1 protein-coding gene is annotated in these 669 nt (G+C 31.5%); it reads right to left on the bottom strand.

Features of this window, described 5'->3' with window-relative positions; all coding sequences use genetic code 11:
• Positions 1-64 precede the first annotated feature (64 nt).
• Positions 65-669: tetratricopeptide repeat protein (locus tag HGP29_RS28390; protein WP_211093465.1), on the bottom strand; the 605-nt coding region annotated here is incomplete at its 5' end.

The following is a 669-nucleotide window of genomic DNA, read 5'->3' as shown; positions in this document are numbered from 1 at the left end:
AACGTAATGGCTAAACTACGACCAGCGGGTGCGTCACCCGATGGATGGAGATTAGCTATTGTTCTCAGCTGTTATCATATTTTTTTTTCAATCTTCGCAAATTGAATTTTGCTGATCTATTTAATGAGTCAACTTTTAAAATTTCCTCGTATTGTTCAACTGCTTTATCTATTAAATCATTGTCTTCATATTTGCGTGCTAATTTGGATCTTGTGTATTTAGAGGTGTTTCCTTTTCTTAATGCTTTTTCCAAATATTCTAATGCTTCTTTATCTTTCCCTAACAAACTTTTTAATTCTCCAATTTCAACAAGTGCCTCTGTGTTTTGAGGATCGTCCGTTACATCAGTTTTTAAACTATCTATTTCTGATTGCCACCTTTTACGTTTAGTGGCGTACGATTCTTTTGATTTCTTTGAAGGGTAAAATAATTCTCCGTTCCAACTATATTCTGGCCCTCTCCAAAGTGTTACTGACAAAACAATCCAAATAATTGGAATTGTAAAAACAGTATTTGTTATTAATAGTTGTTTATCCTTCTTTCGATTTATTGAAAAAGTTATTATGTAAACAAATGTTATTACATATAAAATTGGAAGGTAAAAAATATCTCCCAATCCATATCCAAAAGTAATTTTTCCCATTATCGAATTTGCTGCGAAAAAACTTA

This window comes from Flammeovirga agarivorans (genome assembly GCF_012641475.1).
Taxonomy (GTDB): Bacteria; Bacteroidota; Bacteroidia; order Cytophagales; family Flammeovirgaceae; genus Flammeovirga; species Flammeovirga agarivorans.
The sequence above is the reverse complement of the archived record's forward strand: the minus strand, read 5'-3'. Positions and strand labels throughout refer to the sequence as shown.